The organism is Ruegeria sp. BH8 (assembly GCF_056538065.1).
In genome coordinates this window covers 26,354-52,286 of record NZ_JBQFSP010000003.1, presented here as the reverse complement: position 1 = coordinate 52,286, position 25,933 = coordinate 26,354, and the positions used below count along the sequence as shown (strand labels likewise).

The window sequence follows — 25,933 nt, the reverse complement described above, 5'->3', positions numbered from 1 at the left end:
CCTCGCTGGGGTCTAAGACCTGTGTCAGGTGTTCATCGAATCGAAGAACTCGCCGTTTGTCTTCGTCTGTTTCAACTTCGACAACAAGAACTCGATTGCGTCGGTGGTGCCCATCGGGTTGAGGATACGGCGCAGAACGAAGGTCTTGGCCAGATCGCCCTTGTCGACCAGCAGGTCCTCTTTCCGAGTACCGGATTTGAGGATGTCGATCGCCGGGAACACGCGTTTGTCTGCAATCTTGCGGTCCAGAACGATTTCCGAGTTACCAGTACCTTTGAATTCTTCAAAGATCACCTCGTCCATCCGGCTGCCGGTATCGATCAGTGCGGTGGCGATAATGGTCAGCGATCCGCCCTCTTCAATATTCCGGGCCGCACCGAAGAAACGCTTGGGCCGCTGCAACGCATTCGCATCCACACCACCGGTCAGAACTTTACCCGAGGACGGAACAACGGTGTTAAACGCCCTACCAAGTCTTGTGATCGAGTCGAGAAGAATAACAACATCTCGTTTATGTTCGACCAAACGCTTGGCCTTTTCAATGACCATCTCCGACACGGCCACGTGACGCGTTGCGGGCTCATCGAAGGTTGACGACACAACCTCACCCTTAACCGAGCGCTGCATGTCGGTCACTTCTTCCGGGCGTTCGTCGATCAGCAGGACGATCAGATAACACTCCGGATGGTTCTGTTCGATCGAATGCGCGATGTTCTGCAGGATCACGGTTTTACCGGTCCGCGGCGGTGCCACGATCAGCGAACGCTGACCTTTACCGATCGGCGCAACCAGATCGATCACGCGCGCCGACTTATCTTTTATGGTGGGATCTTCGATTTCCATCTTCAGACGCTCATCCGGGTACAGAGGCGTCAGGTTGTCGAACAGGATCTTGTGCTTGGCCTTTTCGGGATCTTCAAAGTTGATCATGGTGACTTTGGTTAGCGCGAAATAACGCTCATTCTCATCCGGCGCCTTGATCTCGCCCTCGACCGTGTCCCCGGTCCGCAGCGAGTGCAGACGGATCATATCGGGCGAGACATAGATATCGTCAGGACCCGGCAGATAGTTCGCCTCGGGTGAGCGCAGAAAGCCGAACCCGTCCTGTAGCACTTCCAGTACGCCATCACCGCCGACGGTCCAGCCATCATCGGCACGTTCGCGCAGAATCTGGAACATCATTTCGCCCTTGCGCATGGTCGAGGCGTTTTCGATCTCCAGTTCTTCGGCCATGGCCAGAAGGTCTTTGGGGCTTTTGGCTTTCAGGTCGGCCAGATTCAGGGATTCATTGGACATGATATATACCTTCACCGCTAAGAACGCGGCTTGAAGTGGAATTTCAGTACGGAAAATACGCCGCCCGGACGGGCGTGTTGTGATCTACATAAGCGCAGCGCCGTTCGGAGTCAAACAGGCGTTCAGAACTTCAGAATGACCGCCAGAACGATGGCAACCATCAGAATGGTAGGAACCTCGTTCATCATGCGATACTGCCGCCCAGTGAGCTTATTCTGGCCTGCCAGGAAATCCTTCCTTCGGGCCATAAGCCAATGGTGGAACCAGGTCATCGCGATCACGCCCGCACCTTTGACCCAGGGCCATGCAAAATCCCATCCGACGATCCCCGGTGTGAACACCATGATCAGCCCGCATACCCAGGTTACAACCATCGCGGGGCGCATGATCACCCGCAGCAGCTTGTCTTCCATTTCAAAGAAGATGTCTTGCGCGCCCTCTACGGTCTGCGCTTTTTCGACGTGATAAACAAACAGTCTGGGTAAGTAGAACAAGCCGGCCATCCATGAGATCACGGCCATGATATGTAATGACTTCACCCACGGGTAAATCGTGAAAAGAAGGTCTGTCATGCCGGCTCCGAACGTTGTTCGGAACTCTCCCTAATAAAAAAATAAGAAAAGAAAAAGGATGATGGTTTTGTAGGATGCCAAAAATCCGTGGATTACTTTCTTACCCTAGCGTTTTCCCCAAGGGGACAGAATATCTGAGATCGCCAGTGATTCTGTTGACAGTGGGAAATTAATATAAAAATCAAATATTTACAATGGTTCTGCCATACTTGATCTGTGGATAACCCGATGGGTATCGCTGGATAGATCTGTTATCCCAAGAGTTGGAGTTATCCTTGTCCCGACAGGATGAGATTTGAGCGACTCGGGGATCTTTGCCACAAAATTCCCGGGGTTGCGTGTCAACCGGAAAACCATACAAAACACTCCAGAACTCTCATCAATTTGCACACGGGGTTTTCCACATGTCTGTCCCCATTCTATTGGCCTCGGGATCTGTTATTCGCGCGCAGTTGCTAAGGAACGCAGGTGTGCTGTTTGCGGTTCAAACGGCGCGCGTGGATGAAGAGGCGGTCAAAAGGGCGTTGCTGGCAGAAAATGCTTCGCCACGCGATATTGCTGATACGCTGGCTGAGATCAAAGCGCGTAAGGTCAGTGACAAGAACCCCGGTGCTATGGTGATCGGGTGTGATCAGGTGCTGGATTTCGAAGGGCTGCTGCTGTCAAAGCCCGAAACCCCGGAACAGGCGCTGGACCAACTGAAAGCCATGCGCGGCAAGCGGCACATGCTTTTGTCCGCAGCTGTGATCTATCAGGACGGTGAGCCGATCTGGAGGCATGTAGGGCAAGTGCGTTTGCGGATGCGGGCCAGTTCTGACGCCTATCTGAAAAACTATGTTGCGCGGAACTGGGACAGCATTCGCCATGCCGTCGGAGCCTACAAGCTGGAAGAAGAAGGCGTTCGCCTGTTCGCCACCATTGACGGCGACTATTTTAACGTTTTGGGTATGCCCCTGTTAGAGCTTCTCAATTTTCTGGCTGTCAAAGGGATGATCGAGCAATGACGGACAATCGGGTTCCTTTGGCCGGAGTGATTGGGCATCCCATCGGGCATTCGCGCTCTCCCAAGCTGCACGGGCATTGGTTAAAGACCTATGGGCTTGCCGGGCATTATATCCCGATGGACGTCGCCTCTGCTGATCTGGAGACTGTGCTGCGAACCCTGCCCAAAGCGGGCTTTGTCGGGGCCAACGTGACCGTTCCGCACAAAGAAGCGGCGTTGAAGATCGCAGATCACGTTTCTGACCGTGCAACCGTGATCGGTGCTGCAAATACGCTGGTGTTTAGAAATGATGGTTCGATACATGCAGATAACACTGACGGGTACGGGTTTATGGAAAACCTGCGCAGTGGCGCACCTGACTGGAATGCGAAAGATGGCCCGGCGGTTGTGTTTGGTGCCGGGGGTGCTGCCCGTGCCGTTTTGCAGGCCTTGTCTGATGCCGGAGTGCCGGAAATCCTGTTGACCAACCGGACGCGCGCCCGCGCGGATCATCTGAAGGAAGAGTTCGGCCAACGCATTCGCGTGGTCGATTGGGTTCAGGCGGGGAATGTCATCGAAAACGCCGAACTGGTGGTCAATACGACCTCACTGGGGATGCAGGGCCAGCCAGAGCTGCGCGTGCCGCTGGATGGGTTGCAGCCCGGTGCCGTGGTAACGGACCTGGTCTATGCCCCGTTGAAAACCCGCCTGCTGCAAACTGCTGAGGAGGCCGGATGCACCACGGTCGATGGTCTCGGGATGTTGCTGCATCAGGCCGTTCCCGGGTTTGAACGCTGGTTTGGGGTCCGCCCCGAAGTAGACGCGGATACGCGCGCGGCGGCCCTGGCATGAGTTTTGCGCTTGGCCTGACAGGCTCAATCGGTATGGGGAAAAGCACCACGGCGCAGATGTTCGTTGAAGAAGGGTGCGCATTGTGGGATGCGGATGCGGCGGTGCATCGGCTGTATGCCATTGGTGGAGCAGCGGTTGAACCAATGCGGGCAGCCTTTCCTGATGCGATACTTGACGGGGCGGTTAGCCGAAACGCGTTGAAACGGATTATCGCGGATGACCCGACCACGTTGAAAACGATTGAGGCGATTGTGCATCCACTGGTCGCTGCTGACCGCGCAGAATTTCGCGAAAGCGCTACAAGCGACATCCTGGTGTTCGATATTCCGCTTTTGTTTGAAACGGGCGGTGATGCAGCAATGGATGCGGTGGCCTGCGTTTCGGTCCCGGCCGAAGACCAAAAGCGGCGCGTTATGGAACGGGGCACGATGACCGAGGCGCAGTTCGAGCAAATCCGCGCCAAACAGATGCCGAACGATGAAAAATGCGCACGGTCGGATTTTGTGATCGTGACCGATACTCTGGACCACGCCCGCGCGCAGGTGCAGGATGTGGTCAGGCAGATACGGGCGGGGATGGCACATGCGTGAGATTGTACTGGATACCGAAACCACCGGGTTTGACCCCGAAAGCGGGGATCGGATCGTGGAAATCGGCGCCGTTGAGCTGTGGAACCACGTTACCACCGGTGAAACCTATCACGTCTATATCAACCCCGAACGCTCGATGCCGGAAGAAGCGTTTGGCGTGCACGGTATTGGTCCCGATCTGCTGGATACCCCGCGCCCGCCGGAAAAGGGCGAAGTGACGCTGAAAGACAAGCCGGTCTTTGCAAAGGTTGGCCATGGGTTTCGCGAATTTGTTGGCGATGCGCGGTTGGTGATCCACAACGCCTCATTCGACATGAAGTTCCTGAATGCCGAGCTGAAATGGATGGGTGCCCCACTTATCCCGATGGAGCAGGCGTTGGATACACTGGCAATTGCCCGTAAACGATTCCCCGGCTCTCCGGCGTCACTGGATGCGCTGTGCCGTCGCTTCAATATCGACAACTCGAACCGTGTGCTGCACGGCGCGTTGCTCGACTCGGAAATTCTGGCCGAGGTTTATCTGGAATTGATCGGTGGAAGGCAGCCTGATTTTGGACTGTCGACATCCGCGTCTTCTGCGGACGGTGGCAGCGATGATTGGCGAGCTGCACCGCGCAGCACACCATTGCCATCCCGGATCACCGAGGATGAACGCGCAGCACATGAAGCTTTCGTTGAAAAACTTGGCGAGAATGCCTTGTGGACCCGCGCCTGATCCAGTCAGGCACGGGTCAAAACCTTACGCGTCGGCTTTTTGGGCCTGTTCGGCCTGACGGCGCATCAACTCGTTGCGATAGAGCGCGACGAAATCGATATTGTCCAGGTTGACCGGCGGGAAGCCGCCATCGCGGGTGATATCGCTGACGATGCGGCGCAGGAACGGGAACAACATGCGCGGGCATTCGATCATCAGGAATGGGTGCAGCTGATCTTCTGGCACACCTTCCACGTGGAACATGCCGCAATAGTCCAGTTCGCACAGGAACAGAATGTCATCCATGCCTTTGGCTTTGGATGTCAGGTTCAGCTTGATCGAAACTTCGAACTGATGGTCCGCCGCGCGTTTTTTGGCGTCCAGATTCACCTGAACGGCGATTTCGGGTTGTACGTCTCCGGAAACGCCCTTTTGCGCCATCACGTTTTCAAAGGACATATCGCGGATGAACTGCCCCAGAACACGCATCTGAACCTGCGGGGCGGCTTGGGCCGCAGTGTTTTCTGCAGCGTTTTCTTCGGCCATGGATCTACTCCAAAAATGAAATTCGCCACTGCTTAACAAGTTGGGCGCGGCACCTCAATGCTGGTGGGGACCTTCCACCCATTTCGAAGGCTTCGAGGGGTCTTTTTTTGGCCGAACTTCGGTGAATTCCCCATCGATGATATCGCCCTGATCGAACGGGTTCCCGCGGTTTTGATATCCGGGGCCCGGCCCCATCTGGAACTGGGTCACGGTAACCTTGGATTTCAGATAGCGGAAAACGGCGATGCGGACACCGGGAACTAACAACGCAAAACCAACGGCATCAGTGAAAAAGCCCGGTGTCAGCAACAAAGCGCCCGACAACAGGATCATTGCCCCATGGGCCAGCGGTTCGGTCGGATCGTCCAATTCGGCAAAGGACCGTTGCAGCTGTCCAAGCGCCATGCGACCTTGTGTCCGTACCAAAACCGTGCCCAGAACCGCGGTCATTACTACGATGGCAAGTGTCGGCCACAACCCAATCAAACCACCAACCTGAATAAACAGCGCGATTTCGATTATGGGCACCAACAAAAATGCCAAGAACAGGTACATTTGCGTTATCCTTTCCCTTAGGCCGGGCTGTGGACTTGCCACTCACTGTCACCTACATAGTGGCATGAGGCCGTGTATACAAAGTCGCGGCGTTGAAAAGAGAATGAAATGAGCGACAACCCTATGATCCAGCTCCTGGTCCTGGCCGGAATTGCCATTTTCCTGATCCTGCGCCTCAAAAGCGTATTGGGCACGCGTGAAGGCTTTGAAAAACCGCCTGTGCAGCAACAGCCCGAAGCCCATAAATCGCGCCGCGGTTTCGAGGTGATCGATGGCGGCCCGGATCATGACATTACTGACCATGTCGCCGAAGACAGCGAACAGGCGCAAACACTGGCTGCGATGAAACGGGTCGAGCCCGGTTTTTCGGTCAGTGAGTTCGTTCAGGGTGCGCGCGGTGCGTATGAGATGATCGTGATGGGGTTTGAAAGGGGTAATCTGGATGAAATCCAGCCTTTCCTTTCGGAAGAGGTGTTCGAGACTTTCGTTTCGGTCGTGGCAGCGCGCGAAGATCAGGGCCTGACCATCGAGGCTGAATTCATCGGCGTACGGGAAACCACCCTGACGGATGTGAAATTCGACAAGGATACGAACCAGGCCGAAATCACGATGAAGTTCGTGGGGGAGCTGACCTCGGTCGTGCGCGATCGCGGAGGCGATATTGTCGAAGGCAACCCGAATACTGTGAAGCGCCAGAAGGACAGCTGGACCTTTGCCCGCGTCATGGGCAAGGACGATCCAAACTGGCTGCTTGTCGCCACGGACGCATGATTGCAACGCTTCGGTCGCTTTTACTGGTGGGTGCAATGACCATCGCCAGCGCTGCCGAAGCCGAGGCAACGCGATCCATACTGTCGTTTGACGATCTGCAGGGCTGGGCCGAGGACGACCACGGCGCGGCCCTTTCCGTATTTCTGAACACGTGCGGTGATCTGGATGACCCGGATTGGCGCGCCTTGTGTGGTGTGGCCAGAACATATGAACCGGATGCCGCCCGCGCCTTTTTCGAGTTATTCTTCCGCCCTGTTCTGGTCCAGGATGACAAAGAGGGCCTGTTTACCGGCTATTTTGAACCCGAGCTTGACGGCGCGCGCACCCGGACAGACCGTTTCAAATACCCGATCTACAAGATGCCGCCCGAAGCCCGTGCCGAAGGACCATGGCTGAGCCGTCGTGACATCCTCACCGGTGATGTGATGCAGGGCCGCGGGCTAGAGATCGCCTGGGTCGACGACCCTGTCGAGCTGTTCTTTCTGCAAATTCAGGGCTCGGGGCGCATTCGATTGTCGGATGGTGGTGCGCTGCGGGTTGGATATGGTGGTGCGAATGGTCACCCCTATCGGTCGATTGGTGTTGAGTTGGTGCGACGTGGGGTTCTGGGTGCGCATGAGGTCAGCGCCCAGATGATCCGTGCCTGGGTGCGCAAGAACCCCGAGGCTGGTGCCGAGCTGCTGTTTCACAACCCGTCATACGTGTTTTTTCGCGAAGTTTCACGCGTTGCCCCCGAATTTGGACCTTTGGGGGCGATGAACCGGTCGATCACGACAATGCGCTCGATTGCGGCGGACCCCACCTATACACCATTGGGCGCACCTGTCTGGGTGGAAAAGGACGGTGAAAACCCGTTGCGACGGCTAATGATCGCGCAGGACACAGGCGCGGCCATCAAAGGTGCGCAACGGGCGGACATCTTTTTCGGTACCGGTGAAGAAGCCGGACAGGCTGCGGGCAGGCTGAAAGATCCGGGTCGGATGGTTCTGTTGTTGCCTATTCAGCGCGCCTATGCCCTGTTGCCGGATGAATTCTGATGACCCGGCGCAAACTGACAACCGATGAGATCGAGCTTTGGCGCAAGGTCACCAAACAGGCCGAGCGTCTGCATCCGGACTGTCCTCAGACCGTCCATCCGACCACCCTGCCGAAACCCAGACCCAGAAAATCACCAAAACCCCGGTTTGAGGTGTTTGAGCTTGGTCAGAACCTTCAGCCGAAACCTAATCCAAACGATCTGAAGCCATCGGTGACGGATGCGCTGCGTGCCGCGCCTGTTCAGATGGATATCAAGGCTTTTGGCCGGATGAAACGCGGTAAGCTAAAGCCCGAAGGCAAGCTGGATCTTCACGGTATGCGGGTTGATACGGCCCATCCTGCGTTGATCCGCTTTATCCTGAGCGCACAGGCACAAGGTAAGCGACTGGTTCTGGTGGTAACCGGCAAAGGCAAGGACCGCGACGAACCCGGCCCGATCCCCACCCCGCGCGGCGTTCTGCGCAATCAGGTGCCGCACTGGCTGTCCATACCGCCGTTGGCGCAGGCGGTGATGCAGATCACACCCGCGCATATCAGCCATGGCGGCGACGGCGCCTATTACGTCTATCTCAGGCGAGTGCGCTAAAGATCCCGCCGGGAGCGGGAAATGCCGGTTTGGACCAGAACGCATACCAGCACGAAGAATACGCCAATCCAGATGAACTGCGTATTCAGCGAAATGCCAAGGTCAATCAGGACGCCAGTCAGGCCGGGACCTATGGCTGATCCAAGAACCATGACAGCCGCGGCCATCGCCTTGATCGCACCGATATGTCGGGTTCCGTAGAATTCGGCCCAGAATGCGCTGGGCAATGTGCTGTTTGCCCCAACGGTCAAAGCCAGGAAGACCAGCCCTAGGGTTGCGCCGCTGATCGAGTTTGTCATGCCCAGAATGACGAACCCAAGTGCGATCGGAAGCTGGTAGTAGGGCATGATCCGGGCGGTTCCCCATTTATCCAGCGCCCAGCCAGATGCAAACATGGACAGCAGGGATATTCCGGTAAAGATCGGAAATAGCGCCACCAGCTGGATATGCTGCCACCCCTTCACATCAGCCAGATAAACCTGATGAAAGAAAAACGCGGTGATAAATGCGGATGGCCCAAGCACTGATGGCACCATGAACCAGAACAGGGGATGGAACAGAGCGTCCCGGCGGGTCCAGTGTTTTCCCTGCATTCCCGATGCTGAAAACGCGTTGGCGAGGCTTTGTGGAGTTCTCTCTTCTCGCAGCAGCCGCATCAGGATCGGAATACCCAACGCCGTGATGCCCGCCGCGGCAATCCACAGCCAACGCCAATCCAGATAAACCATGGCGCCAACAAAGATCAGCGGCAGCAACGCCTCGCCAAGCGCATAGCCGGTGGACGCTATGGAAAGCGCTTTGCCCCGCGTAACCGTGAACCAGCGGGCCATTGCGACCACGGCAAGATGCGTGCTCATCCCCTGCCCAAATAACCGCAACAAAAAAATCACCAACGGCAACAGCAGCAGCCAAGTGTTCAGCGCCATTGCAATCGCGGCCAACGCCAGTCCCGCCAGCACAACCGGGCCCAAAACCCGTACGCGGAAGATATCCGTCAACCCTCCGGCCCAGATCATCACGACGGCGGACAGGGTCGTGCCTAACGTGTACAGCCCACCCCATGCGCCGTGGCTGAGGCCAAATTCCGAGCGGATTTCACCAGCAAAGACCGAGATGAAAAAGGTCTGCCCGAAACTGGACAGAAATGTCAGCAGAACGCCGGCCCCAAGCCAGGTCGCGTTGTCCGCAAGAAACCGGTGCAGGGAAACCCGCGTCACGGATTACTTACCTGGGCCTGGCCGGTTTCAGTCAGCACGATTTCTGTGGCGCCAGCAGGATTGCGCTGGCTTGGCGGCACGAGAATGTCGATCCCGCGCCGGTCATCGCGCCCAAATGTTTCGCTGACCCGGCGCACAGAGCGGAGGATAGTCAATAAGGCCGGAGAAGTAGCAGCCACAAAGTGGGAGGATTCCGCATCGCTGTTGAAGGCAGTCGTATCCAGGATTTCAATCGGATAATCGGACAGCTTCTCGGCCGATCCGATATTGCCAAGCCTTTCACCATCGGCGGTTCCCCTCAACCGGCCGGAGACGTTCAGGACCTTGTCTTTCTTGGACACCATCAGGACAAAAGGATCAGGAGGATTTTTGATACTGTTCATCTGCGACCGAAAAACATCCACATCCAGATCGGGCGATATCAGAATAAGGCCTTCCAGATTTCGCTTTGCCCAGCCCGGCTGTTTCAGTTCGGTTTGCCGTATCATCTCCATTGCCAGCGCGCCGCCCATTGAATGCGCCACAAGGGCTACTCGCTTGACCCCCATGGACTTGAGTAGACGAATGGTTTCTTCCAGCCCATCACGGGCAAACAACATACTGTCCAGATCATAGGCATAACCATAGCCTGTCGCGCGGCTGGGCCATGAATAGACAAGGATTTGACCGGGAATGCCGATATCATGCGACAGCTGAGCGGCCCGGAACAATGTCTCTGTCTGAGTGGAGTTATAGCCGTGCACAAAAATCGTAACTTCCTCGGCCCCACTCAGCCTGTCTTTCAGCTGTTGCGGTCCGCTTAGCTGATCTACCTCTGCCAGCACGAACTGTTTTCTCGGGTCAGGGTTTGCGTATGAAAATTTAAGGCTTCCCGGTGAACGCCCCGGTGGTATCGACACGGTGGTTTCCAGAAATTGCAGGCGTTCTGCGCGGCGGAATCCATACGTGCCATCGGGCTCGCGCGCACGCGTCGTGGCCGCAAAAACCGTTTCGGGAGTTCCGATTTCCAATGCAGATGGAAGCGTTTCGGATACAGTCCGGTCAACACATGCCGCCAGCACGACCGGACACAGAATGAAGATTAAAAAACGCAGCACGGACAGCCCCCGGAACCAATTGCCGACACGCTATCTTATTCTAATCCCGCGTCCAGCACGGCGACGCGAAAAAGCGGCAGAAACTGGCCCGAGCGGTTACAATCTGTAACAGACCGTATTCGTACGGAACCGATCTCTGCCGGTGCTGTTGGACCTAGACCTCCGTATCCTCGTCCTGTTCCTTGTGCGGCATTTCTTCGATCAGGCGGGTTTCCAGCAATTGCCCGTTCCGATACAGGATCGGATAGGCCACCGCAGCGATGTGGCTGTTGAATTCACGGAACGCGCGCAGGGTTTCCAGGTGTATATCGCTGGTCTCAAAGCTTTCCGTACTGCCGTGCTGCAGGCGTTTGAGGTGGCGTTTGCGGCTGTCGCGCTCGGCCCGTTTGATTTCGGTTTTCTCAAGGCTCAGCAGACGGGCGCTTTCCAGATCGTCCGAGATCAGAACGTTTGAGGCCAGTTTGAGGTTGGCCAGGATGCCTTCGTGCATCTCAACCAGTTCCGACCAGCCCTCTTTTGAAAATGAAGCGCCCTTTTTCCGCATGTCGCCCGCCAGAACAGTCAACCGCTTGGCAACAACGTCGCCCGCAGTTTCCAGGCGGATTGCGTATTCCATCAGGTCGCGCGCCACTTTTGCGTTCTGCTTTCCGAATGTCTCCTCGGGAATGGCAGCCACGAATTTTCGAATACCCGACAGGCAGTTGTTCACATCTTCGTCCATGTCCCTTACGGCGCGTATCTGGTCCTTGTCGCCGCTGCGGTACAATTCCAGTGACGGGCGGAACATCGACTCGACCAGATCGCTCATCCGCAGCAGTTCACGCTTGAGGCTGGACAGCGCCTGAGACGGGCTGCCGGCGGTGCGCACATCCAGCGCGCTGGCCGGGCGACCTGCCTGGGCCAGCGCATTCGCAGATTTCGGGTCCGGAAAAAACTGCTCGAACGGCGCGCGCAATCGCCCGCAGAACGGCAGTGCCAGCAACAGCAACGAAGCATTGAACGCCAGATGCGCATTGACCAGCATCTGACCGCCCTGCAAATCCCCCAGAACACCGGCACGCAGTGCCGCAGTCGCTGCGAAAAGGGTGACAATCGCCCAGCTGCCGCGCAAGACCAGGTTGGCAAAGGGTATGCGCCTGGCAGGCATTTCCATCCCCCTGCTCAGCCAAACAGGTATGAAAGCTGAACCGAAATTGGCCCCCAATACCAGCGACAGCCCGGCAGCAAATGGGATTGCGCCGATCTGGACCAGCGTCACACACATCAGGATCGCCGCGACCGAGGAATGCATAACAAAGGCCAGCGCGCCGCCGACCAGAAACGCTGTAATATAGTCGCGCGCCAGATACTCGGCGACGGCAGGTAGAAAGGCACTGTCCCGGATCGGGTCCATGGCTTCGCGCAAAAAGCGCAATGAGATCAGGATGAACGCAATCCCCATCAGGATGCGCCCCAATTGCCGGGGCTTCTTGGCCTCGGTCTTGACAAACAGATACCCACCAACCGCCAGAAGCAATGGTATCAGCCAACCCAGCTGGAACGACAAAACCTGAATGATCAGCGCCGAACCGAGATCAGCGCCCAGCACGATTGCAAGGCCGGTGGGAAAGGTCAGGAACCCCCCAGCAGCAAAACCCGATGTCAAAAGGGCAACCGCTGCCGAGCTTTGCAGAACCACCGCCATTACAATGCCGACCATTGAAGCCTGTGCATAATGGCTTTGGCCCGTCATGAGGCGCTGGAACGAAGCCCCATAGCTGCGCTCGATCCCTGTGCGGACCATCCGCACTGCGTAAAGTAGCAGCATCGTGGCTCCGGCCAGGCTGATGAGAAAGCTTACTATCGCCATGATCCTACCCGTTCACCAAATCCAGCATCTCCCCGTGCAGTTCGGGTGTTGCCGCTGAAATCACCCGGCCGTCGGAGTTCAGGTCAAGCGGCCGACCCTCCCAATCTGTCATCACCCCACCCGCAGCTTCAACCACGGCCATCACCGGCAGGTAGTCATAGGGCTGAAGGTCATAGTCGATCACAGCATCCACATGGCCCGCCGCCAGCAGGGCATGGGGGTAGCAATCATAGGCGAACCGTCTGGTCTGTCCAGACTGCATCAGCCTGTCGAACAGCGCCGGATGATCGCGATAGATCTTATCCCCCTCGTTTACAAAAAGAATGGACTGATCCAGCCGCGTTTGGGCCGAAGTCGTGATCTCACGGCCATTCAACGTGGCGCCCCGGCCAACAACGCCGGTGAAAATTTCATTTATCGCCGGCATTCCGATCACGCCGATATCCGGTTTACCGTCAACCAGATGCCCCAACAGAAATCCAAACAGCGGATGCCCGGACAGGAATGACCGGGTTCCATCGATCGGGTCGATGATCCAAACCTCGCGACAATCCTGACCCTCGAACCCATGTTCTTCGCCAAAGACGCCGTGATCGGGAAAATGCTGTCCAAGATAGGCGCGAACCTGCGCTTCAACACCCTTGTCGGCCTGTGTCACCGGGCTTTCATCCGATTTGAACTCAACCCCCAGCGCGCCACGAAAATACCCCCGCGCTGCTTCGCTGGCCAAGTCGGCTATCTTTACCGCATGAGACAGCAGGTCGGTGCTTTCATCGGTCTGTGACGTCTTTGGATTCAGCATTTGTTTCTATCCTGTTTAACGATGATTGCGATCCCGGAGCGGTTACAAATCAGGAACGACCATTTGGCGGTCTCGCCTCGATCTCATCTCAACACATCCCACAATAATCCTACAAATCAACAAATACTCAAACAAAAAAACCCAAATATCCACGCTTTCACAAAAGTATGTGGATTTTGAAACATGATTCGATTCTCAGAACATGCAGGCAAAGGCTGGCTACACGCAAACAGGCGCACCCAAAGGCCAGAGGGTTGTGACGAAAACAAGAGTGAGCCCCTGTGGACGTCCCGGCCCCTACACACTTGAAGACAAAGATTTAACTTATCCAGTAAACAAGTTTCCGGGCATCGTGCCGCCTTTAGCAGCATTTCGGAGCTGAGCAAAACCGCGACCGCCGAAAGCCGTGATTCCGAAGACCGACTCCAAACAGTAAATACACTGAAATCTACCTAATGAATTGTCATGGAATACACTTTTAGGTAACGCGATCCAGCTATCTGAATTAAGGTCAGCGGTTCCAGGGTTGGCTAAGGTCTCTACATTTCGCTTATCCAGTGATCACTGTAAAGCGGGCCCAGGTCTCGGAGGGTCAGCGTCTTGCCCGACGACAGATCGATAACAGGCTTATCCAAAATAAGTTCTGCACGATCGAGCCCGCGAAAAAAGGACATTGCCATATTCTCATCCCGCGAGTCCCGATGCCGGGATGGCCATGCGCGATATGTATCAAGTTTTGATGTGATATGTGAGGAGAGGTCATCACGTACAAAAAATGCGTTCACGCCGGCCGAGTTTGTTCCGACAAATTGATACCCTTTCGCAGCGGCCAGCATTTTGAACGCACCCAGAGATGCACCATAATACTGGCCTGAATAATGTGCCGAGAAACGCTCGAAGCCCGGATCGTAAGGGACAGTCAGGTTATGCAAATCACCAAAGATCGCGTTGTATTCAACAATCAGTATCGCCGGAGATACGGAGCTAATCGCATCCAGCGCCCAATAATCGTTGCCGTCAATATCGACACTAAGAATGCCAATTTCGCCCGACAGATCGTGTTCGATCAGCAGAGTGTCGATATTTTCCGCAGTAATAAAGGCTTCAACGGGCGTTATGTCATTGAAGACGTGGATTGGATCTGCCCGAACATACGCAATATTCGCGGCTGACCCATCCATGATCAGACCGCGCCACCCCCTGTGGCGCACCAAAAAGCGCGTATTCGCTTCGGTATAGTTTTCAACTCCAAACTCAACAAAGACGCGTGGTATGCTTGGCAGTTGCGAGACCAACCATTCGATAATGCCATCTTCCCCGAATTGAGAATGGATGCGGAATTCTGCGTCGGCGATACATTCAAGCCTTTCCATCGCCTGAACCTGCCGGGCAGCAACCTGCCCAGTGGCCAGCAGTAACCGTTCCTGGCGCTCCGCAATTTCAGCGAGATGAGCTGCAGTCATCTGCGGGGCCGGCGCAGACAAAGGCAGCGTTTCGGAAGAATGCAAGAAGCGCGATAAGACCCGACGCAGTTTCACGATAGGTTTCCGTAGTTGAATTGTAACAATGGTATCAAGAGCCTGTAAGATTTGGCATCAGCAAAAGATCAGTATGCGGAGAACCGGCCTTGGACTCGCCTTGCCGCAATGCCTCGTACATCTGATCAAGCGCATCAAGAGATTGCTGGTTTAGGCTATTCGGGTTAGATGTGCCAAGATCAATGACCCGGATATCGTCGCGTGATGCGATTGCGTCGCGTAACATTTTGTAACCCCCGGAACGCTCAAGACCATAGGGCCAAAACTCAAGCACAACCGGGCAACGCATTGTGGCCATTCTTTTTGCACAGGCCAGCACGTGACCTTCATGCCCTTGCGTATCGATCCAAATCAAATCGGGCCCGTCTTCAGGCAGCAGGCCATCCTCGACTAAACTGTCAAAGGTCCGAACCGGCACATCCTGAAGGATCCAATCGCCCTCATCATGTAGATTATTCGCGATGTCGCCTGAGACGCGAAGGCGATGGTCTCCGAAATTGGAAGGCGAGAGCTCCATCTGCATCGTGCCGTTTCTGTCCGATACTGCCATTTGGTGGCAGGACACCTTGTGATCTACCTCGTGCAGGAATGTGTTAGCGCGCAAAAGTCGAAAGTTTTGCGGGTCTGGTTCAAAAGCGATAACGCGGTCAAAACCACGCCGTGCCGCATGGATCGAATGGGAGCCGATATTCGCTCCGATATCCACGAAACATGACGTCGCGATTTCATGCCCATTTTGGGCAAGAATCTGCATTACATCATCAATGGCGTGCTCCTGGAACTGGCCAGTCTGACGAAGAGACCCGCCAATCACGGAATCATTTCGGTGCGTTATCCAGTGCCCTCCTTCGGCACCGCGCGACATGACGAGTTCCGAGTTTTGCACGAAGGGTTCGGGTGAAGCCCATTTTGTTGTCGAGATTTCAGCCTCCCCTGAAAGGAAAGTTGCCCCGTTGCCATCGTCTTCTGAGGATTTAGGTGCTGCGTTCAAGCGTTGGCTCGTCGGCCAGTGTAGCGCCAGATATTCCGGGCTTGCCATCCATTGCTGGAATTGGCGCCGAGGAGATCCGTCGTGATTCAATACCCACCTACGAAATATCCCGCGCGGCTTACCGCTCGCGTGGAAGAGCAGCCTCCGCAATGTCCGGACTGGACGCCCGTTCGTTGTGCGGAACAGCATTTTTTCAAGCGCTCCACGCTTGGGTTGAACTTGGGTCATTGTGTGCGCTCTTTGCAGTTGCATGATATCATCGCGAAGGCTCGACACTTCCGTGGCGAGAGGTGGAACGTTGCCCAGCGCCCGGTGAATCTCTGATAATGCTCTGTCAAACCGGTAGACACCTTGGATCAGGTCCATCCCAATTCGAAGCGAAAACGCCTCATCCAGAGCATCGATCTCTGGTCCATCAACCTGTGCTACCACTGCATAATCAAGCGAAACATCTGTGAAAAGACTGATCAAATGAGCAGCTGTTTCCTCTCTTGGCTCACTGCCCTGCAAACGAAGAATCACGTTGCGCTCGAACCCGACATGCTCGGTGAGAAAACTGGTTAACCCCGGAGGCAGCGGTCGCAAGTGCGTAGGGTCAAGATGAAAATTGACCAAGCTAACAAGTGGATTTTCCGGATTGGGTGTTTCCAAAATCAAAAGCCCACCAGGGCGCAAAACACGGTGCGCCTCTGTTACCAGTTCGCGAATATCGTCAAAAGGCAGATGCTCGATCAAATGAAATGCGGACACTAGGGCAAGCGTGTTGTCTGGCAGCGCTTTCAACGCCGGCAGCGCCTCCATCTGTTCAACCGCCAGACCTTTTTGGTGAGCGATATCAAGCATCCCCTTGTCGATATCGACGCCACGTGCACTCAGGCCAGCCTCTTCCAGAATTTCCAGCCATTCACCTCGACCGCATCCCAGATCAAGCGCCTGTGCGTCCCCTTTCTGAGCGGCGAGTGGCGACAGGAAGGGCTGGTATACTCGCAAACGCTCCCGAATAAGAGAAGGATCGCCACGAAATCGTGCCTCGAAATCGCGATAGAAGGTGTCAGTCATACTCCGTACTTTCACATTTGCATGGTTTTGTCCGAGATGATCGCGCTTTTCTCGGATATTTACCTGATTGTTAGTACAAGTCAGGACAGAGGTCATCCCGTTTCTGGCTCGGAAATCACGCGTTCCTTCGCGTTACGTATTAGGTCAGAGGATCTGCCAGCTTAGGTGTGATCGGCGAAGGATCAAAACACCCTTAATCTGATATCACTCTGACCCCAAGCCGTTCTGGATAAGAAAGTAGACGGCCATAAACGGTGATGTGAATCAGAGATCCAATCACCTTTTCCTGCAGTTCATATACAATCCAGTTGGCGATGGTATCCGGATGCTACGGCCGATTGTTCTGCCAAGAACCTCTGGCGGCGGCAATCGAGATGCTTCAGGTCACTCCTTCAGCATCCATTTCAGCGTCTCTTCCAGAGTGTGACGGATGCCGATCGGGATCAGGTTTTCCAGAAGTGTGGGATCGCCCATCAGAACCTTGATTTCTTGTGCACGCATAAAGGCAGGATTAGACACCACCTCGATCTCATGGCCGGTTATGGTTCGGCACATGTCCAGAATCTCTGCCAGCGCGGTTGCTTTACCGGAGCAGATATTCACGGTTTCACCTTCGGGCGCGTTTTCCAGAAGCAACCTGTATACTCGCGCAACATCGCGTACATCGGAAAAGTCCCGCGCGACATCCAGGTTTCCCAATTCTATCTGTGGCTGCTTACGCCGGAAATGAGAAACGATCTTGGGAACAAGAAACTTGGGGTCCTGGCCAAGACCGGTATAATTGAATGGTCGGGCAATAACGACAGGAAGACGGTCGTTATACAGCCGGGCCATGTGCTCCATTGCAAGTTTTGAAACCGCGTAATCGTTAACAGGTGCCGGGGGGGTAGATTCCCCTATGGATGGCACGGCGGCGTTACCATAGATATTCGCGCTACTGGCCAGAACGACGGCTTTGCGGCCATGTCCGGTGTTGGCAAGCGCTTCTAGTAAGCACCGCGTCCCCATTAGATTGACCTGATAAAAGCTCTCGGCGGTTCCGTGTGCCACAAATGCGACCCCTGCCAAATGCAGCACCGCGTCCGGAGCGACATGGGTAATGACCTGCTCTAGACCCGATGAATCTGTCAAATCTGCTTCCAGATATTGGGAATCAGGCTTGGGGGCCGGATTTGTTCCGGTGCCCCAAACGTCCCACCCTGCTTCTGCAAGCTCTATTGCGGCATAGTGTCCGGTAAAGCCATAGCGTCCGGTAATCAGAACTCGGGGTGCCGGCATCAAAAGGACACACCCTTTTCGTTACGTGCAAGATCCGCCTCAACCATCATCTGGCAGAGTTCCTCCAAAGATGTTGTCGCCTCCCAACCAAGCTCTTGTTTTGCCTTGCTCGCGTCGCCAATCAGCAAATCCACTTCAGCAGGGCGATAGAATTTGGGGCTAATCCTCACAAGAACACGGCTGCCCTCGGCGTCCACCGCCACTTCTTTCTCACCTTCACCTTCAAAACGCAGCTCGATACCCGCGCTCTTGAAAGCCATGGCGACAAAATCCCGCACTGTCTCGGTGCGACCGGTCGCCAGTACAAATGTATCGGGTTCATCAGCTTGCAGCATACGCCACATGCCATCCACGTAGTCCCGGGCAAACCCCCAATCGCGCTTTGCGTCAAGATTGCCCAGCTCAAGGCAATCAAGTTGACCCAGTTTGATTTTGGCAACCGCGTCAGTGATTTTGCGTGTTACGAACTCCAACCCTCGCAAAGGGCTTTCGTGGTTGAACAGAATGCCTGAGCTGCCGAATATATCGTAGCTTTCTCGATAATTGATGGTCATCCAATGCGCGTATAGTTTGGCAACACCGTAGGGGCTGCGCGGCCAGAACGGAGTCGTCTCGCGCTGCGGTACTTCCTGAACCTTGCCGAACATTTCGGAAGTGGAAGCCTGGTAGAACCGGATTTTGGGGTTCACTATTCTGATAGCTTCCAGCAAATAAAGTGCGCCAACGCCGGTGATCTGTGCGGTTGTGTGCGGTTGTTCAAACGAGACGCCCACAAAGCTTTGAGCCGCCAAGTTATAGATCTCATCCGGTTCCACCTTCTGAATAAGCCGGATCATTGTCCCCATGTCAGTCAGGTCGAGTTCCGACAGATCCAGATTGGGATGGTTACGAATACCAAGCTCTTCAATGCGCCAGAAATTCGTGGAAACAACCCGACGGAAGGTCCCCACGACGTTATAACCCTTGTTCAGCAACAGCTGAGCGAGATAGGCACCATCCTGTCCTGTGATACCTGTGACGATAGCAGTTTTTGTCACTCTTAATCCCTTTCTGTTTTGTCTTTTGCCTGTCGGAAAATCCTGGCCGACATGAGCAGTGCTTTTTTGTCAACTTAGTAGTGTGTGCAAGACCGCTTTAGTATTATTTCACGCGCAAGGGCTACAAAACTGGCCAATTCAAAGCTCTGTATTGGAATTGAAACCTGCGAACCCAAGCTTAGAACCAAGAGCGCGGACTTTCTGATGAAAGATTGGGCCTGCGATAAGTCGTGAAAGACGTCAATATGCATCGGTTTTTTTGGGTGCGTACATTGCCCGCCCCATATCCCGAGCCACATCTGACCAACTGCGCAGTGGCGCGGTTTTGATTTTTTCTTCCAGTTCTGAACGGTGGGCAGCGTTATTGAGCCTTAAGACGGCCTCGCCGATGCTTTGGACGCTCATTGCATCACAATATTCAACAAGATCCATTCCTACTTCGACGAGCGAGCTATTCTGGGCGACTACGGCCGTTTTTCCGTAGGCCAACGCCTCGCCCACGGGCAGGCCCCATCCCTCGTAAACACTCGGCATCAGCACGAACTGGCAGTTCTTGTAAAGGACGCCAAGCTCCTCATCTGTTGGTCCGTCAACCATGCTTACATAGCCGTATATATCGCCTGTCCCCTCTAATAGGTTATCGAACTCGTCTGTAAGCCAGCCTTTGCGGCCGGCAAACACAAGCTTAGGCAGATCAACATGGCCCTGATCAACAAGGTACTTCCACGCCATCGCGGTGCGCCAGATATTCTTGCGTGGTTCGACCGTACCAACACAAAGCGCATAAGGCTCACCAATAATTTTCCGCAGGTGGACACTTAGCTGGCTGGCGTCTTCAAGATGGGGGAAAGCGTCGAACGAAATCCGCGAAGACACGGGCCCTTGTTTCTGGGCATTCTCGTCTTCGAGCCCAATCTTGGACAACCCCGCCTGCGCCAAGGGAACAGCGGTCGCATTTCTCTGGATATCGTGTGCTTGAAAAAAGCGTAAAAGATCCTGCCGGGTCGCCTCAGAGATTGTCATGTAGCGGCTTGTGTACTCCCGACTGTCTAAAAGCCAGTCATAAAATACATAAGGCATGCTTCCAGCTGTAAACTGTGGTGCCACGATAGGGATCAGATCGTACACCAGCGAATGTACTTCCATCCCATTCGCTTTCGCCTTTTTGAACGCCTGAGTGTGGCGCGCCAGCCAACTGCTGTCCAGAAGCACAAGATGGTCACCTTCTATTGCCACATCGAACAAAGGTTGCTCGGTTCGGCGAGACCCCGAGGTTTCGACTGGTGCTTTCTTCCGCCGGGCCGCGCGCCACATCTCTGATGACATGTCCTTTTTTCGAAATACGGACTCTCTTCTGAGAAAGCTCATCACATCCAATTTGGTGCGGTGGAAGAAATACTTTGCAGGGCGGTTCCGGTACCCGTCCAACATTGGAAGATTTGAGCGCGCGGATTTCCAAGGATAGAAAATCTGCCGCAGCTTAGCTGGCGACGTAAGGGTTTCTCGACCCATTTCCTCCAGAAGCAAACAGCGCTGAACACCGGAGTTTGCATCGCACCAACAAAGGTAAACAAGCTTTGGATCGCTTAGTTTAGAAAACTCTGAGATCAACTCAACAACAACACGCTGAATGCCCGAGTAGCGATCAACTTTTTTGATATAGTCGATTAGTCCTGAGATATCGAAGAATACTTTTTTGCCATCTTGGTTAAACGTAGGGGCGTTCATAGCTTACTCTCCATGCAGTCTGCCAGATGAAGTGGTCTCATCTTCTTGGATTGTTTCGCAGTAATACCGAAGTGTACTGATTTTAAGGGCTTTTGCGACTAACTCGACTTCATGAGCAAGTAATCGCGCTTTTCTGGAAAATTGAGGTTCACACAACAGAAGGGCTGACTCTTGACGGCGAGTGTGGCGTCTGCCTGACAGAATGCCGAGTAATGCTGAGACCTGCGCGCAGCGCCGAGGTCGATTGGACCAAAACCACGTGACATTTTAGAGGGGAATTGCCAGGCATGACAGTCCTTTCAAAGTTTATGGGCTCTATTGCCGGGATGGGTAACGGTCCCGTTAGTCCAGTCTTTGCAATACCGCTCGCACGTCCGCTGCAACGTTCGACCAAGCGCGAAGCTGCGGTTTATGCGCAGCAATGCGTGCGCGAAGGTTCTGAGCGAACTCCGGATCTGTCAGCAGCCTTGTGATATGGTTTGCAAGTTGATCAGGCCGATCTGGATCGAAATAGACACCAAGATCTCCGCACACTTCTTTCAGAACCGCCGCAGTAGAGCAAAGCGCTGGTGTACCGAACCACAAGGCTTCACCGGCGGGTAAACCCCAGCCCTCCATTCGGCTAGGCATGACAAGTGCCAAAGCATTCTTGTACAGGTTTACAAGGTCTGTCTGATTGGGGTTCTCGCGGAAGACCACGTGCTCACGGATCGTTGTGCATTCGTCTGATTGCAGATAGGTGCTTGTTTTGTGACGCAACGCCCCTGCCAGAACCAAAGTGGGTACGTCTTTCCCGTCACGCTTCAGAATGCGCAATGCTTCGAATACGACATCCAGGTTCTTGCGGCCCAGCATCGATCCAACTGTCATGATATATGGATTATCCGGAATATCTTGCTCGGATTGCTCGGTTCCCTCGGGGCATTCATGAACCAAGGGGACTGCGTAGACCTCTGGCGCTTCCGGCAGAACACCTTTTTCGGAGAAGTCCAGAACTTCCTGTCGCGTAAATTCGGAGTTTGTTAACAGCGCCTTGGCGCGGGAAACCAGCAGTTGGTTATCCCCTATGAAGTTGCGCGGGAAACTTGCCAGCTGGTGTTCAAAATCGTGCATGGGGATCATGTCATGCAGCAATGGAATGATATCGCAAGAAACCCCTTTACGATCCAGAGTGCACAGGATTTCAACGATCAACTTGGGCCGCCCACAACTCACCAACGTCTTTCCAGACATGTCGATGGGCGTCATGTCTGGGGCTATCGCCTCCCAGGCTTTGCGGTTTCTGCGCCCGACCAGCGGTCTGACGGCCGCCAGCACCAGATCCCTCATAATTGACTTGGTGTAGTGGTGACTGCGCACGCGCAATTGCCGGATACCGATTGGAACGTTCAGGTCAACGCCACCATCTGCTCGTATGGTTGGGAATACTTCTAGAAGTTCATTATGACCCTGCGAGAAAACGGCGAATCTGACGGACGCGTCCTGTTTTCTGAGCTCAGTGCCAATCTCGGCAACGACCCTGGCGATCCCGTAATAACGCAGCTTACCGGTCGAGGCTAAAAGCACCTCGGTCAGGTCATAGACAACCTGCCGCTTCTTGGCTGCATTGAGATCGTTTTCCATTTCCGTTTTCCTTCGGCCACCCGGTCAGTCTAAAGCGGTTATCCAACCGTGTCCTAGACCCTGGAATAGACGTCCTCATAGCGGATGATGTCATCTTCGCCCAGATAGCTTCCGGTCTGCACTTCGATCAGCACCATTGGAACCTTGCCTGGGTTTTCCATGCGATGCACAGCGCCAAGCGGAATGTATACGGACTGGTTTTCAGTGACCAGCTTGACGTCGTCATCGACGGTCACCTTCGCGGTTCCCTCAACAACAATCCAGTGTTCGGACCGGTGGTGATGGCTTTGTAGCGATAGTGCTGCGCCGGGGTGTACATGAATACGCTTGACCTGAAAACGTCCGCCAACCACCAGGCTTTCAAACCAACCCCACGGGCGGAAATCCTTGGGAAAAATGGTGGCCTGGCTTGCGCCCTTGACTTTGAGCGCCTCGACAGCCTTCTTCACGTCTTGCGCACGGGATTTGTCCGCCACCAAAACCGCGTCGGATGTAGCCACAGCGATTATGTCCTTCAGGCCGATGCCGACCACTTCCAAATTACCCGCCTCAGAACGCAAAAGCGTGTCATTACAGTCTATTGAGGTCGCATTACCTGTGGCCACAACTCCGTTGTCATCCGGTCCCGCCTCACGCCAAACCGAACCCCAGTCACCCAGGTCAGACCAGCCAGCAGAAAATGGAACAACGCTCAGGTTGTCGGCCTTTTCCATCACCGCATAGTCGATCGAGATATCTTCGGCCTGCTTCCAGGCCTCTGGGTCCAGCCGTAGAAAACCCAAATCCGTTTTGGCAGCTTCGCAAGCGGCCCGGACCGGAGCCATCAGTGTCGGGGCGTGGGTTTCAAAAGCGGCGATGACGTCACAGGCCCTGAAAAGAAAAATGCCACCATTCCACAGATGCTTGCCGTCGGCCATCATCGCAGAGGCGGTTTCAACATCTGGTTTCTCGACAAAGCTGTCGAGTTTGACAGGAGCGGTGCCCTCCGGTGCTCCAGCCAGTTTAAGATAGCCATAGCCGGTCTCGGGCCGATCCGGTGTTATCCCAAAGGTTACCAACTGCCCGGCTTGGGCTGCTGGAATACCTGCAGCCACGGCTGCACGAAAGGCGTCAGCATCAGGTACAACATGGTCGGAGGGCTGAACCAGCAATAGGGCTTCGGGGTCGGACTTTGCCACATGGAGGGCTGCCGCCAGAACCGCCGGCGCGGTGTTGCGCCCCTCAGGTTCAATCAGAATCGTGCCTGGATCAATGCCAGCCGCCTGCAATTGTTCAGTCACGATAAACCGGAAATCAGATCCGGTCACCACTACTGGTGCATCATAGTCCGACCCTGACACGCGCCGGGCCGAGGATTGAAACAGGGTCTCGTCCCCGGTGATCGCTGTAAACTGCTTGGGATAGGATTTCCGGGACAGCGGCCAAAGACGGGTGCCAGAACCACCGCAAAGAAGAACAGGAGTGATGGACACGATCAGATAACCTTTGCCAATAAATGCAAGTGCCTAGTGTCAACTTAAGGGCGCAATTTCAAGGTTGTTCCACTACCACTGGGTACGTTTTGGCGAAAAAACGCTAAACACCTGCCCCCTGAGACCGCATTGTCCAGGCATTTCGGCCTCAATTTCCCAGTTGAGGTTCGATCGCCACGTGCCTCCAACGTGGCGTGCCTCAGACAAACCGCCACGCTTCCAGTTGGCAAAAGGGAAAAGCGGCAGTATCGGACCCGAGCAGCTACAAAACGTAACGGCTCAAATCTGCTGATTTGGTCAATTCACCCAGATTGTCGTCCACGAATTGTGCGTCGACAGTTATTTCTGTTCCGGCCCTGTCTGGTGCAGTGAATGACAGCTCTTCAAAGACCCGCTCCATGACAGTATAAAGCCGCCGCGCACCAATGTTTTCAATGCTCTGGTTCACGTCGGCTGCGATCCGTGCCAAGGCGGCAATACCATCCTCGGTAAACCCAACCGTGACCTCTTCGGTGGCCATGAGGGCTGTATACTGCCGGGTCAGTGCGTTGTCTGTTTCAGTCAGGATGCGCACGAAGTCTTCCTCGGTCAGCGCGCGCAGCTCTACCCGGATGGGCAGACGGCCTTGCAGCTCGGGCAAAAGGTCTGACGGTTTGGCAATATGGAACGCACCGGATGCGATGAACAGGATGTGGTCGGTTTTCACCGGACCGTGTTTTGTCGAGACGGTTGTGCCTTCGATCAGAGGCAGCAGGTCGCGCTGCACCCCTTCGCGACTTACATCACCGCCACGCGCTTCTGTGCGGGCACAGACCTTGTCAATCTCGTCCAGAAAAACGATGCCATTCTGTTCCACCGATTCCAATGCGGTGCGGGTGACCGTCTCATCGTCCAGCAGCTTGTCTGCCTCTTCTCCAATCAGCACGTCATAGCTTTCGGCGACAGTCAGACGTTTCCTGACAGTGCGCCCGGCAAACGCCTTGCCAAAGATATCGCCCAGATTCATCATCCCCATCTGACTGCCAGGTTGTCCTGGGATATCGAACATCGGCATTGGGTTTGAACTGTCCGCGACGTCCAGTTCGATGACCGTTTCATCCAGTTCACCCGCCTTGAGCTTTTTGCGGAACATCTCTCGTGTGCCTTCACGGGCATCCGTACCAGCGATGGCGTCAATCACGCGGTCTTCGGCGGCCTGATAGGCTTTGGCCTTGACGTCTTCGCGCATGAATTCCCGTGTTTGCAGAATGGCGGCATCGGCCAGATCGCGGATGATTTGTTCCACGTCGCGGCCGACATAGCCAACCTCGGTGAACTTCGTGGCTTCGACCTTGATAAAGGGTGCGCGCGCCAGCTTGGCCAGGCGGCGGCTGATCTCGGTCTTGCCGACACCGGTGGGGCCGATCATCAGGATATTTTTTGGATACACCTCTTCGCGAATATCGTCCGGCAACTGCTTGCGGCGCCAGCGGTTGCGCAGGGCAACGGCCACAGCGCGCTTGGCATCCTTTTGCCCGATAATGAATCGATCCAGTTCCGAGACAATCTCGCGCGGGGTCAGGTCGGTCAAAGGGCAATCCTCTCGGTCGTATTTGCGTGATGCGGTCTAGGTAATCATGGCTTTGATGAAAACAAGCAAACCGCGGGTCTTGGCCGCGTTGGTTAACAATGCCTCATGCGGTTTGCAAATCCTTTGCTTGGGGAAAACACGAACCCTCTGTTACGGTTGCGTCAGGGTTACGAGCGTCAGGAGCATACAG

General features: G+C 54.9%; 23 protein-coding genes. 7 read left to right on the top strand and 16 right to left on the bottom strand.

Features of this window, described 5'->3' with window-relative positions:
* Window positions 1–24 precede the first annotated feature (24 nt).
* The gene (rho, locus tag ACR0AD_RS08900) at window positions 25–1,296 is read right to left on the bottom strand and encodes a transcription termination factor Rho (protein WP_267364726.1); all 1,272 of its coding nucleotides are present in this window, start codon (window positions 1,294–1,296) and stop codon (window positions 25–27) included.
* Window positions 1,297–1,418: 122 nt separating this feature from the next.
* Window positions 1,419–1,868: a CopD family protein gene (locus ACR0AD_RS08895; RefSeq protein WP_480486911.1), complete on the bottom strand. Its 450-nt coding sequence runs from the start codon at window positions 1,866–1,868 to the stop codon at window positions 1,419–1,421.
* 404 nt (window positions 1,869–2,272) lie between these two features.
* Between ACR0AD_RS08895 and ACR0AD_RS08890 the strand changes: the two genes are divergently transcribed.
* The 4 genes from ACR0AD_RS08890 to dnaQ are packed head-to-tail and all read left to right on the top strand — an operon-like array spanning window position 2,273 to window position 5,007.
* A complete protein-coding gene (locus tag ACR0AD_RS08890) occupies window positions 2,273–2,872 on the top strand; it encodes a Maf family protein (RefSeq protein WP_480486909.1) in 600 nt (199 codons plus the stop codon).
* Window positions 2,869–3,702, top strand: coding sequence for a shikimate dehydrogenase (locus tag ACR0AD_RS08885; RefSeq protein WP_480486907.1), 834 nt, complete (start codon window positions 2,869–2,871; stop codon window positions 3,700–3,702). Before ACR0AD_RS08890 ends, ACR0AD_RS08885 begins: the two co-directional genes overlap by 4 nt.
* The gene (gene coaE, locus ACR0AD_RS08880) at window positions 3,699–4,292 is read left to right on the top strand and encodes a dephospho-CoA kinase (RefSeq protein ID WP_480486905.1); all 594 of its coding nucleotides are present in this window, start codon (window positions 3,699–3,701) and stop codon (window positions 4,290–4,292) included. Before ACR0AD_RS08885 ends, coaE begins: the two co-directional genes overlap by 4 nt.
* Window positions 4,285–5,007, top strand: a complete 723-nt coding sequence (gene dnaQ / locus ACR0AD_RS08875; RefSeq protein WP_480486903.1) for a DNA polymerase III subunit epsilon — start codon at window positions 4,285–4,287, stop codon at window positions 5,005–5,007. The genes coaE and dnaQ overlap by 8 nt, the downstream gene beginning before the upstream one ends.
* A gap of 24 nt (window positions 5,008–5,031) precedes the next feature.
* Here dnaQ and secB read toward each other — a convergent pair whose 3' ends face one another.
* The gene (gene secB / locus ACR0AD_RS08870; protein WP_209506872.1) at window positions 5,032–5,532 is read right to left on the bottom strand and encodes a protein-export chaperone SecB; all 501 of its coding nucleotides are present in this window, start codon (window positions 5,530–5,532) and stop codon (window positions 5,032–5,034) included.
* 54 nt (window positions 5,533–5,586) lie between these two features.
* The gene (locus ACR0AD_RS08865) at window positions 5,587–6,087 is read right to left on the bottom strand and encodes an FxsA family protein (RefSeq protein ID WP_480486901.1); all 501 of its coding nucleotides are present in this window, start codon (window positions 6,085–6,087) and stop codon (window positions 5,587–5,589) included.
* A gap of 108 nt (window positions 6,088–6,195) precedes the next feature.
* On the opposite strand from ACR0AD_RS08865, the gene ACR0AD_RS08860 reads away from it, so the two are divergent.
* From ACR0AD_RS08860 to ACR0AD_RS08850, 3 genes are read left to right on the top strand one after another with little or no spacing between them, the layout of a single operon-like run.
* Complete coding sequence (locus ACR0AD_RS08860) at window positions 6,196–6,858, top strand: Tim44/TimA family putative adaptor protein (RefSeq protein WP_480482550.1); 663 nt, start codon at window positions 6,196–6,198, stop codon at window positions 6,856–6,858.
* Window positions 6,855–7,895, top strand: a complete 1,041-nt coding sequence (gene mltA, locus ACR0AD_RS08855) for a murein transglycosylase A (RefSeq protein ID WP_480486899.1) — start codon at window positions 6,855–6,857, stop codon at window positions 7,893–7,895. Before ACR0AD_RS08860 ends, mltA begins: the two co-directional genes overlap by 4 nt.
* Window positions 7,895–8,482: a Smr/MutS family protein gene (locus ACR0AD_RS08850; RefSeq protein ID WP_480486898.1), complete on the top strand. Its 588-nt coding sequence runs from the start codon at window positions 7,895–7,897 to the stop codon at window positions 8,480–8,482. The genes mltA and ACR0AD_RS08850 overlap by 1 nt, the downstream gene beginning before the upstream one ends.
* Here the strand turns inward: ACR0AD_RS08850 and ACR0AD_RS08845 are convergent.
* The 12 genes from ACR0AD_RS08845 to hslU form a co-directional block, all read right to left on the bottom strand.
* The gene (locus ACR0AD_RS08845) at window positions 8,479–9,699 is read right to left on the bottom strand and encodes an MFS transporter (protein ID WP_480486897.1); all 1,221 of its coding nucleotides are present in this window, start codon (window positions 9,697–9,699) and stop codon (window positions 8,479–8,481) included. The genes ACR0AD_RS08850 and ACR0AD_RS08845 overlap by 4 nt on opposite strands.
* Entirely contained in the window at window positions 9,696–10,796 is a 1,101-nt protein-coding gene (locus ACR0AD_RS08840) for an alpha/beta hydrolase (protein ID WP_480482558.1), read from the bottom strand. The genes ACR0AD_RS08845 and ACR0AD_RS08840 overlap by 4 nt, the downstream gene beginning before the upstream one ends.
* 154 nt (window positions 10,797–10,950) lie before the next feature.
* Window positions 10,951–12,645 (bottom strand): Na/Pi cotransporter family protein, encoded by a 1,695-nt coding sequence (locus ACR0AD_RS08835; protein ID WP_480482560.1) that lies wholly within the window; start codon window positions 12,643–12,645, stop codon window positions 10,951–10,953.
* A 4-nt stretch (window positions 12,646–12,649) separates the two neighbouring features.
* Window positions 12,650–13,447, bottom strand: coding sequence for an inositol monophosphatase family protein (locus ACR0AD_RS08830; protein ID WP_480486895.1), 798 nt, complete (start codon window positions 13,445–13,447; stop codon window positions 12,650–12,652).
* A 539-nt stretch (window positions 13,448–13,986) separates the two neighbouring features.
* Entirely contained in the window at window positions 13,987–14,985 is a 999-nt protein-coding gene (locus ACR0AD_RS08825) for a hypothetical protein (RefSeq protein WP_480486893.1), read from the bottom strand.
* A gap of 34 nt (window positions 14,986–15,019) precedes the next feature.
* Window positions 15,020–17,035, bottom strand: coding sequence for an FkbM family methyltransferase (locus tag ACR0AD_RS08820; RefSeq protein ID WP_480486891.1), 2,016 nt, complete (start codon window positions 17,033–17,035; stop codon window positions 15,020–15,022).
* Between the two features lie 384 nt (window positions 17,036–17,419).
* The gene (locus tag ACR0AD_RS08815; protein ID WP_480482568.1) at window positions 17,420–18,313 is read right to left on the bottom strand and encodes an NAD-dependent epimerase/dehydratase family protein; all 894 of its coding nucleotides are present in this window, start codon (window positions 18,311–18,313) and stop codon (window positions 17,420–17,422) included.
* Entirely contained in the window at window positions 18,313–19,350 is a 1,038-nt protein-coding gene (gmd, locus tag ACR0AD_RS08810) for a GDP-mannose 4,6-dehydratase (protein ID WP_480486890.1), read from the bottom strand. Before gmd ends, ACR0AD_RS08815 begins: the two co-directional genes overlap by 1 nt.
* A 240-nt stretch (window positions 19,351–19,590) precedes the next feature.
* The gene (locus tag ACR0AD_RS08805; RefSeq protein WP_480486888.1) at window positions 19,591–21,078 is read right to left on the bottom strand and encodes a glycosyltransferase family 4 protein; all 1,488 of its coding nucleotides are present in this window, start codon (window positions 21,076–21,078) and stop codon (window positions 19,591–19,593) included.
* Window positions 21,079–21,420: 342 nt separating this feature from the next.
* The gene (locus tag ACR0AD_RS08800; RefSeq protein ID WP_480486886.1) at window positions 21,421–22,701 is read right to left on the bottom strand and encodes a glycosyltransferase family 4 protein; all 1,281 of its coding nucleotides are present in this window, start codon (window positions 22,699–22,701) and stop codon (window positions 21,421–21,423) included.
* A gap of 53 nt (window positions 22,702–22,754) precedes the next feature.
* On the bottom strand, window positions 22,755–24,173 hold the full coding sequence (locus ACR0AD_RS08795; RefSeq protein WP_480486884.1) for a mannose-1-phosphate guanylyltransferase/mannose-6-phosphate isomerase: 1,419 nt from the start codon (window positions 24,171–24,173) through the stop codon (window positions 22,755–22,757).
* A gap of 262 nt (window positions 24,174–24,435) precedes the next feature.
* Window positions 24,436–25,743 (bottom strand): ATP-dependent protease ATPase subunit HslU, encoded by a 1,308-nt coding sequence (gene hslU / locus ACR0AD_RS08790; protein WP_480474422.1) that lies wholly within the window; start codon window positions 25,741–25,743, stop codon window positions 24,436–24,438.
* Window positions 25,744–25,933: the final 190 nt, after the last annotated feature.

What these genes read in the sequence shown, in the direction of transcription:
- rho (WP_267364726.1), bottom strand. Translation starts at nt 1,296, where the DNA reads ATGTCCAATGAATCCCTGAATCTGGCCGACCTGAAAGCCAAAAGCCCC.
- ACR0AD_RS08895 (WP_480486911.1), bottom strand. Translation starts at nt 1,868, where the DNA reads ATGACAGACCTTCTTTTCACGATTTACCCGTGGGTGAAGTCATTACAT.
- ACR0AD_RS08890 (WP_480486909.1), top strand. Translation starts at nt 2,273, where the DNA reads ATGTCTGTCCCCATTCTATTGGCCTCGGGATCTGTTATTCGCGCGCAG.
- ACR0AD_RS08885 (WP_480486907.1), top strand. Translation starts at nt 2,869, where the DNA reads ATGACGGACAATCGGGTTCCTTTGGCCGGAGTGATTGGGCATCCCATC.
- coaE (WP_480486905.1), top strand. Translation starts at nt 3,699, where the DNA reads ATGAGTTTTGCGCTTGGCCTGACAGGCTCAATCGGTATGGGGAAAAGC.
- dnaQ (WP_480486903.1), top strand. Translation starts at nt 4,285, where the DNA reads ATGCGTGAGATTGTACTGGATACCGAAACCACCGGGTTTGACCCCGAA.
- secB (WP_209506872.1), bottom strand. Translation starts at nt 5,532, where the DNA reads ATGGCCGAAGAAAACGCTGCAGAAAACACTGCGGCCCAAGCCGCCCCG.
- ACR0AD_RS08865 (WP_480486901.1), bottom strand. Translation starts at nt 6,087, where the DNA reads ATGTACCTGTTCTTGGCATTTTTGTTGGTGCCCATAATCGAAATCGCG.
- ACR0AD_RS08860 (WP_480482550.1), top strand. Translation starts at nt 6,196, where the DNA reads ATGAGCGACAACCCTATGATCCAGCTCCTGGTCCTGGCCGGAATTGCC.
- mltA (WP_480486899.1), top strand. Translation starts at nt 6,855, where the DNA reads ATGATTGCAACGCTTCGGTCGCTTTTACTGGTGGGTGCAATGACCATC.
- ACR0AD_RS08850 (WP_480486898.1), top strand. Translation starts at nt 7,895, where the DNA reads ATGACCCGGCGCAAACTGACAACCGATGAGATCGAGCTTTGGCGCAAG.
- ACR0AD_RS08835 (WP_480482560.1), bottom strand. Translation starts at nt 12,645, where the DNA reads ATGGCGATAGTAAGCTTTCTCATCAGCCTGGCCGGAGCCACGATGCTG.
- ACR0AD_RS08830 (WP_480486895.1), bottom strand. Translation starts at nt 13,447, where the DNA reads ATGCTGAATCCAAAGACGTCACAGACCGATGAAAGCACCGACCTGCTG.
- ACR0AD_RS08820 (WP_480486891.1), bottom strand. Translation starts at nt 17,035, where the DNA reads ATGACTGACACCTTCTATCGCGATTTCGAGGCACGATTTCGTGGCGAT.
- ACR0AD_RS08815 (WP_480482568.1), bottom strand. Translation starts at nt 18,313, where the DNA reads ATGCCGGCACCCCGAGTTCTGATTACCGGACGCTATGGCTTTACCGGA.
- ACR0AD_RS08805 (WP_480486888.1), bottom strand. Translation starts at nt 21,078, where the DNA reads ATGAACGCCCCTACGTTTAACCAAGATGGCAAAAAAGTATTCTTCGAT.
- ACR0AD_RS08800 (WP_480486886.1), bottom strand. Translation starts at nt 22,701, where the DNA reads ATGGAAAACGATCTCAATGCAGCCAAGAAGCGGCAGGTTGTCTATGAC.